This window comes from Aeromonas media, assembly GCF_000819985.1.
GTDB classification, from domain to species: Bacteria; Pseudomonadota; Gammaproteobacteria; order Enterobacterales; family Aeromonadaceae; genus Aeromonas; species Aeromonas media.
Window position 1 is genome coordinate 1 of sequence record NZ_CDBZ01000229.1, and the last position, 6,939, is coordinate 6,939.

The following is a 6,939-nucleotide window of genomic DNA, read 5'->3' on the forward strand; positions in this document are numbered from 1 at the left end:
GGCGGGTGTTCGATCATGATAACTCCTTGTCGCTGGGGCGACGGGCGGGTCTGCGGGCCGTGCCCCGGCCGCTGCTGCGGGGCTTGCTCTCCCCCGCCGTGGGTGATTTGGATTTGCCCGTGCCGCGCGGTTTATCGTTTCGCTGGGACTGGTTCCCCAGGCTCGGCGCCTTGCTTGCCGGTTTGGCTGCGTTGCCACTGGTTCGGTGTGATGACGGCTGGCGCCTGGCCTGTGCCAGCTCGGGGGCGGGCAGGCTTTGGCTCTCGCCGGGGGCGAGCCCATCGAGGGTCCAGTCACCGATGGCGTAGCGAATGAGGCGCAGGGTGGGGTGGCCGATATGGGCCGTCATGCGCCGCACCTGACGGTTGCGCCCCTCGATGATTGTGATCTCCAGCCAGCTGGTGGGGATCTCCTTGCGCATCCGTATGGGCGGATTGCGCGGCCACACATCGGGCTCAGCCATGATCCGCGCCCCGGCGGGCAGCGTCATGCCGTCGTTGAGTTCCACCCCGGCGCGCAGACTCGCCAGCTTCTCCTCGCTTGGAATGCCCTCCACCTGTACCCAGTAGGTCTTGGGGGTCTTCTCCCCCGGCTGGGTGAGGCGCGCCTGCAGCTTGCCGTCGTTGGTGAGCAGCAAGAGCCCCTCGCTGTCACGATCCAGCCGGCCTGCGGCATAGATGCCGGGCTCCCTGATGTAGTCCTTGAGAGTCTCGCGCCCCGCCTCGTCGGTGAACTGGCAGAGCACCATGTAGGGCTTGTTCAGCAGCAAGAGCCTGCGATCTGCCGGTGCCACCTCTGGTTTTTGCCCCGCCACTCTGGCGTCGCCCGCCTGCCGGGTGCCAGCCCGTGAGCGTGCAAGGCCGGGCTTGTGAGCCTCATCCTGTGCGGGGCGGCCAGCGGCACTGGTGCGGCCGGAAAGGGAGAGGCGGGGACGGGCAGGTTTCATCGCGTGCATACCAAAAACAGGGGATGCCGGAGTGTATCACGGCGGCGCTCGCCATGGGTCATCGGGGATGAGCGCACCCGGGTAGCCCGGCGCCTCTCAGCCGAGCAGGCTGTCGATGACGATGGCCTGGCGGGCGGGGGCCGAGCTTGCGTGTAAGAGCGCCGTGCTGACCACCTCGTCCATCAGGGCGCGAGCCAGTCGGGTGAGGGGGCGCAGCTGCTCGGGGGCGAGCCCGGCCGGAATGGCCAGCAAGATGATGGTCTGCACAGGCCCGAGCGCCGATCCCCAGGGGAGGGGATCATCGCAGCTAAGCAGCGAGAGGCTTGGCCTGGCGATGGCGGGGCAGATCACATGGGGCATGGCGAGGCCCGGCCTGATGATGGTGGCGGCGAGTCGCTCCCGATCTGCTATGGCTTGCTCCAGCGCGGATCTGTCGCGCACCCGCTCCGCTGGCAGCAGATCCACCAGCACCTGCAACGCCAGCGCCTTGTCGAGGGGGGCCGAGCTGTGGCCGAGCTGGGCGAGGGAAAAACCGCAGTCGGGCAGGGCGGCGGCCAGACGTTGCTCGGCCCGGGCCGAGGTAGCGGGGCGCCCCAGTGGCTGGCCCAGCTCCACGCACCAGCAGGTGAAGGCCATGTGGGCGAGCTCGGCATCCAGCCCTTCGATCAGCAACTGGCAGATATCTCCGGGCTGAGTGGCCAGGGTGAGCAGGGCGAGCTGGCTGGTCGCCTCCGCCCGCTGGCGACGGCTGATGTTGATGAAGAGGATCTGGGACTTGAACAGCCCGGCCAGTCGACAGAGCTGCTTGGCCTGGGTGATGGTCAAGCCCTGGTGGCAGCAGAAGGTGAGCTCGCGGCGCAGCATTCAGGCGCCGGGGGTGCTGGCTTTGAGCACGGCGGAGGCGTCCAGCAGCACGGACTCCAGGGATACCTGGCGCACATTGCAGCCGAGGAAGCGCTCCTTCTGCTCTATCTCGATGTCGGAGGCAATGAGCACCAGATCCGCGCTGGCGATCTCCCTGGCGGTCAGCACGTTCTCCAGCCCCATGGCGCCCTGGGTCTCCACCTTGATCTTGAGCCCCAGCTTGTCGGCAGCTTTTTGCAGCGCCTCGGCGGCCATGTAGGTGTGGGCTATGCCGGTGGGGCAGGCGGTGACGGCGAGGATCTTCATGGGCTCTCGAAGCGAATTGAGGTGGGGCAACAAGATAGCGCCAAGGGGCGGTTTTTGCCAAAGGTGCGGGGTGAAAGTGGGATCTTGGCGGCGCTCTGGTGCCGCTTTGCACAAGGCATGGCCCCGTTTGAGTGTGGGGTTGTGCGGGTAAAAAAACGGCCCGCCAGAGGGCGAGCCGAATACATATCAGGATATAAAGCGGATGATGGCCATCAGGCGGACTGGGTAGCCAGCTCGGCGGCGCGCAGTTCCCGTTTGATGCGGCGGATCTTGCGCTCCTCGGCGACCGCCACGCAGGCCATCAGCACCAGACAGGCGGCGGCGGCCATGTCCAGCGCCGCGAAGGTGCCGGTCCAGCCGGTCAGGCCGAAGATGGGGGTACCGTCGGCTATCATGCCCAGGCCCAGCTTGGCGAAGCTGTCACCGATGAGGTAGGCAAAGGTGCCCTTGACGCCATCGGCCACGCTGATGCCCTGCTTGGGCACGAAACCCACGGCGGCCACGCCGATCAGCAATTGCGGACCGAACACCAGGAAGCCCAGCAGGAACAGGGAGCCCAGGAACATGAACTGGGTGGTGGCATGCTGGTAGAGCCCCAGGGTGGCGATGATGAGCGCCAGTGCCACGCAGGCCACCAGACCGCGGCGACCGTTCGCCAGATCCGAGAGGTAGCCCCACATCAGGGTGCCGACCAAGGCGCCCACTTCGAAGAAGGTAAAGCCCTGGATGGCGACTTCCTTGGAGAAGCCGAGCTCCTGGTGGGCGTAGACGGTGGACCACTGGTCGATGCCGATGCGCACCACGTAGAGGAAGATGTTGGCGAAGCAGAGCAGCCAGATCACCTTGTTCATCAGCACGTACTTCACGAAGATCTGCCACTTGGTCAGTTTCTGCTCTTCGGTGGCGATGTCCTCTTCGCTGGCGACCTCGTCAAACAGCTCTTCCACCTTGCCAAGGCCATAGGCCTCCGGCGAGTCGCTGCCAAAACGCAGGCCGATAAAGCCGACAATGAGCGCAATGATGGAGGGGAAGATGAACATGCCGAGCACGTTGCCATCGAACAGGTAGTTGGCACCGAACAGCGCCACACCGGCTGCACCGGCGCCGCCCACGTTGTGGGAGAGGTTCCACATGCCGAGGTAGGTGCCGCGCTTGTTGCGGGGGGTCCACTTGGTGATGGTGGAGTAGCTGCAGGAGCCGCCGCAGCTCTGGAAGAAGCCGCTCAGGGCATAGAAGAAGATCATGAAGTAGAGGCTGAATCCCGTGCCCCCCATGCTGGCACTGAAGCCCAGCATGCAGAGGGCGGAGAGGATCAGCATCAGCGGCAGGAACTGCTTGGTGTTCTTGCCGTCGGCATAGTAGGAGACGACCGTCTTGCCCACCCCGTAGGTGATGGAGAAGCCAAGGCCTATCATGCCGAGCTCGGTCATGGAGAGACCGTACTCCTGGATCATGTCGTTCTGGGCGATGTTGAAGTTCTTGCGGATCAGATACATGGTCAGATAGCCAATGAATACAACTAGATAAGATTGCATGAATGGCTTGAACCAGAGCTTGCGCCGGGCTTCGACCGGCAGGTCCAGAGTGGGGATCCGGACCTGTTCGAGCAGTTTAAACATCTTCGTTCATCCTCTGCGAGATAGACGCTATTCCCGCCGCGTTCCTCATTTGTGTATTGAACTCGTTCAATCTGTTATGGGAGGTCACGCCACGGGAAGGGCGACAGGAAGAGGGCGAACAGCTAGAGCGCTCCCCTGTCGATTGAACCCATGCCCGGCCCTGGCACCTGCGCTGGGGTCGGGTAACTACATCAGGTAGGTCGACTGTAAAGAGGCGGGTTGTAGATGGCGTGAGAGCCATCCCTAGGAGACTTAGGAAAATTTCCTAGTTTGGCGGCTTGTGGCCCTGAAGCGTGAAGGGGATCACAGAGTCGGCTCACGGGCCCGCGCGCCCGGGGTGGCGCGGCGCCGCAGGGGGGGAGCCATCAGGCTCGCAAACCGGCGGCAAGGGGACGCGCACAAACAAGCAGGCCACCCGGGGGTGGCCTGCTGTCAGCTCAAGTGCGTGGGGTAAGCAAAGGATCAGGCTGCCTTGGCCAGCGCCACCTGGTCGGTTTTCTTCACCCGCAGTTTTTTCAGGGCAACCGCCACCACGCCGGTGACGATGGCACCGCAGATCATGCAGAGCAGCGCCAGCAGCGGCTTGTTGACCGCACCCAGCAGGGCCACGATGGGGCCGCCGTGGGCGACGCTGTTGGTGATGCCAAACAGGAAGGCCATCACGGCGGCGGTCATGCTGCCCAGCACGTTGGCGGGGATTACCGCCAGCGGATCCCGGGCGGCGAACGGAATCGCCCCCTCGGAGATCCCCACCAGACCCATGGCACCGGCGGCCTTGCCCGCCTCGATTTCGGAGGCGTCGAAGATGCCGAGCTTGCGACCGAGCACGGTAGCCAGCGACATGCCAAGGGGCGCGGCCGGGATGGCGCAGGCCATGGCGCCCATGAACTGGGTCTGGCCGGAGGCAATCATGCCCACGGAGAACAGGAAGGCCACCTTGTTGACCGGGCCGCCCATGTCAAAGCCGGCCATGCCGCCCAGCACTATGCCCAGCAGCACCAGGCTGCCGCCGCTCATGGAGAGCAGCATGGCGTTCAGACCCGTCATCATGTCGGCGATGGGGGCGCCGATGATGAAGATGAAGACGGCGGCGATAAAGAGCGAACCGACGATGGGGGCGATCAGGATAGGCACCAGCGGCTGCACCATCTTGTGGTAGTGGCGGGTCGCAATCCAGCGCACCAGATAACCGACCAAGAGGCCTGCAATGATGGCACCGATAAAGCCGGTACCGGCATCGGCGCCGTAGAAGCTGCCGTTGTTGGCGATCCAGCCACCGATAAAGCCCGGTGCCAGCGCGGGGCGATCACCGATGGCGTAGGCGATGTAGCCCGCCAGTATGGGGATCATCAGGGTGAAGGCGGCCACGCCCACGTTGAGGATCTGGTTCCACATGCTCCCTGCCGGGATCTGCATGCCGCTCGGGGTCGGATCCCCGCCGATGGCGAGTGCCAGGGCGATCAAGAGGCCCCCGGTGACCACAAACGGAATCATATGGGAGACGCCGTTCATCAGATAACGGTAGAGATCGGAACTGCCGCCCGCGCTCTTTTCCTCGCTCTTGCGCTCATCCTTGTCCGCCACATAGGCGGGGGCCTTGAGCGCCTGCTCGATGAGGCCCTTGCCATCCTTGATGGGGGCCTTCACGCCGGTCTTGATGAGCGGCTTGCCGTTGAAGCGGGCCATGTCCACCTGCTTGTCGCAGGCCACCACGATGGCGCTGGCGCGGGCGATCTCGGCCGCCGTCGGGCTGTTCTTGACACCGATGGAGCCGTTGGTCTCCACCTTCACCTCAAAGCCCAGCTCCTTGGCGGCGCGCTCCAGGGATTCTGCCGCCAGATAGGTGTGGGCGATACCGGCCGGGCAGCCGGTGACGCCGATGATCAGCCCCTTGTCGGCGGCCGGGGTGGCCACTTGCGGTTCTTTCTTCTCGAGCAGCAGGGCCAGCGCCTCGGCCGGGCTCTTGGCTGCCAGCAGGGCATCGATAAAGCCCTCTTCAATCAGCTTGGCGGAGAGCTCGGCCAGCACCTCGATATGGTGGTTGGCACCACCCGCCGGGGAGGCAATCATGAAGAACAGCCGGGAGGGCTTGCCATCCTCGGCGCCGTAGTCGATGCCGGCACGGCTGATGCCGATGGCCACCGCCGGGGTGCTCACTGCCGCACTCTTGGCGTGTGGCAGGGCAACGCCCTCTTCAAAGCCGGTGTTGTCCAGCTCTTCCCGGGCCCACAGGTCCTTGATGAACTGCTGCTCGTCGCTGACCTTGCCTTGCGCCGCGAGCAGACGGGTCATCTCGGTGAAGACCTCCTCCTTGCCCGTGGCCTTTAAATCGAGCGCGATCAGCTGCTCGTTGATAAGGGTGGTGATCATGGCGTTCTCCCTGCTCCCTTGATGGAGCCTGTTGGCATTGCCGTGCTGGCACGGCATGCAGACAAAATTGACACGACTATTATCGCGCCGGGGCGAACGCCACCCTATCGGACAAATGTGCGAATGACTGGATTTTTGTGCGCTATAGACTTGAGTGTGACCCCGATCTCACAGCAGACCAGCTGATTAAATAGGTCTAAACTGAATCGAGGAATGAATTTTTATAGTTATAAATCAATTGATTGAAGATATTCTTGCCGATATTTATCATCCATTGAGCTAGTCCTCACCTGAGCGAGGGGAGCTGCATTTCTGTAAATTTGTGAGGTACGAAGAGGCTTCTAGATGTGAGCCAACTCACGTAAATGGCGGTCATGGGGAGGTTGAGAGGAGAAGCAAGCGAGGGGAAAGGTGGAGAAAAGTCGTTAGCCATCGGGTGGCAGCCATTATGGATGGTGGCTGGAGGTGGATTAAAAGTAGGTCGGCGGTTCACCGACATAGCGTGACAGCCCAAGAGAGAAATACATGCAATCCTCCCCCCCCGGAATGCGCCTATATCCCAGCCTCTCGTAGTAGTGATGGCCGATATCCGCATGCAGAAAAGTAGCGACAGTATTTGGAGCGTTCAGGAGCATTTCTGTCACGCCGCGCAGCAGCTGGGAGCCAAACCCCTTTCCTCTCATCGCCGGATCCGTTGCCAGGGAGCCGATACCAAAACAACCCTGGCCGAGGCCAAATAGGTCGCTATAGACGATAAGGGAAGAGACCGGCTTTTCATCGACAACCAATACATACCAAGCACCGGACTGGTATTTCTTGGGAAGGTGCGAACAA

General features: G+C 63.0%; 6 protein-coding genes. All 6 read right to left on the reverse strand.

Features of this window, described 5'->3' with window-relative positions:
- Positions 1-13: 13 nt before the first annotated feature.
- Positions 14-946, reverse strand: a complete 933-nt coding sequence (locus BN1127_RS20640; protein WP_042650701.1) for a pseudouridine synthase — start codon at positions 944-946, stop codon at positions 14-16.
- A 96-nt stretch (positions 947-1,042) separates the two neighbouring features.
- On the reverse strand, positions 1,043-1,810 hold the full coding sequence (locus BN1127_RS20645) for a PTS sugar transporter subunit IIA (RefSeq protein ID WP_042650702.1): 768 nt from the start codon (positions 1,808-1,810) through the stop codon (positions 1,043-1,045).
- Complete coding sequence (locus tag BN1127_RS20650; protein ID WP_042650703.1) at positions 1,811-2,116, reverse strand: PTS fructose transporter subunit IIB; 306 nt, start codon at positions 2,114-2,116, stop codon at positions 1,811-1,813.
- Positions 2,117-2,328: 212 nt separating this feature from the next.
- Positions 2,329-3,735 carry a hexose-6-phosphate:phosphate antiporter gene (gene uhpT / locus BN1127_RS20655; RefSeq protein ID WP_005328717.1) on the reverse strand — a complete coding sequence of 469 codons (1,407 nt, stop codon included), beginning with the start codon at positions 3,733-3,735 and terminating at the stop codon, positions 2,329-2,331.
- Between the two features lie 462 nt (positions 3,736-4,197).
- Positions 4,198-6,105, reverse strand: coding sequence for a PTS fructose transporter subunit IIABC (locus tag BN1127_RS20660; protein WP_042650704.1), 1,908 nt, complete (start codon positions 6,103-6,105; stop codon positions 4,198-4,200).
- Between the two features lie 470 nt (positions 6,106-6,575).
- Positions 6,576-6,939: GNAT family N-acetyltransferase (locus BN1127_RS20665; protein WP_042650705.1), on the reverse strand; the 364-nt coding region annotated here is incomplete at its 5' end.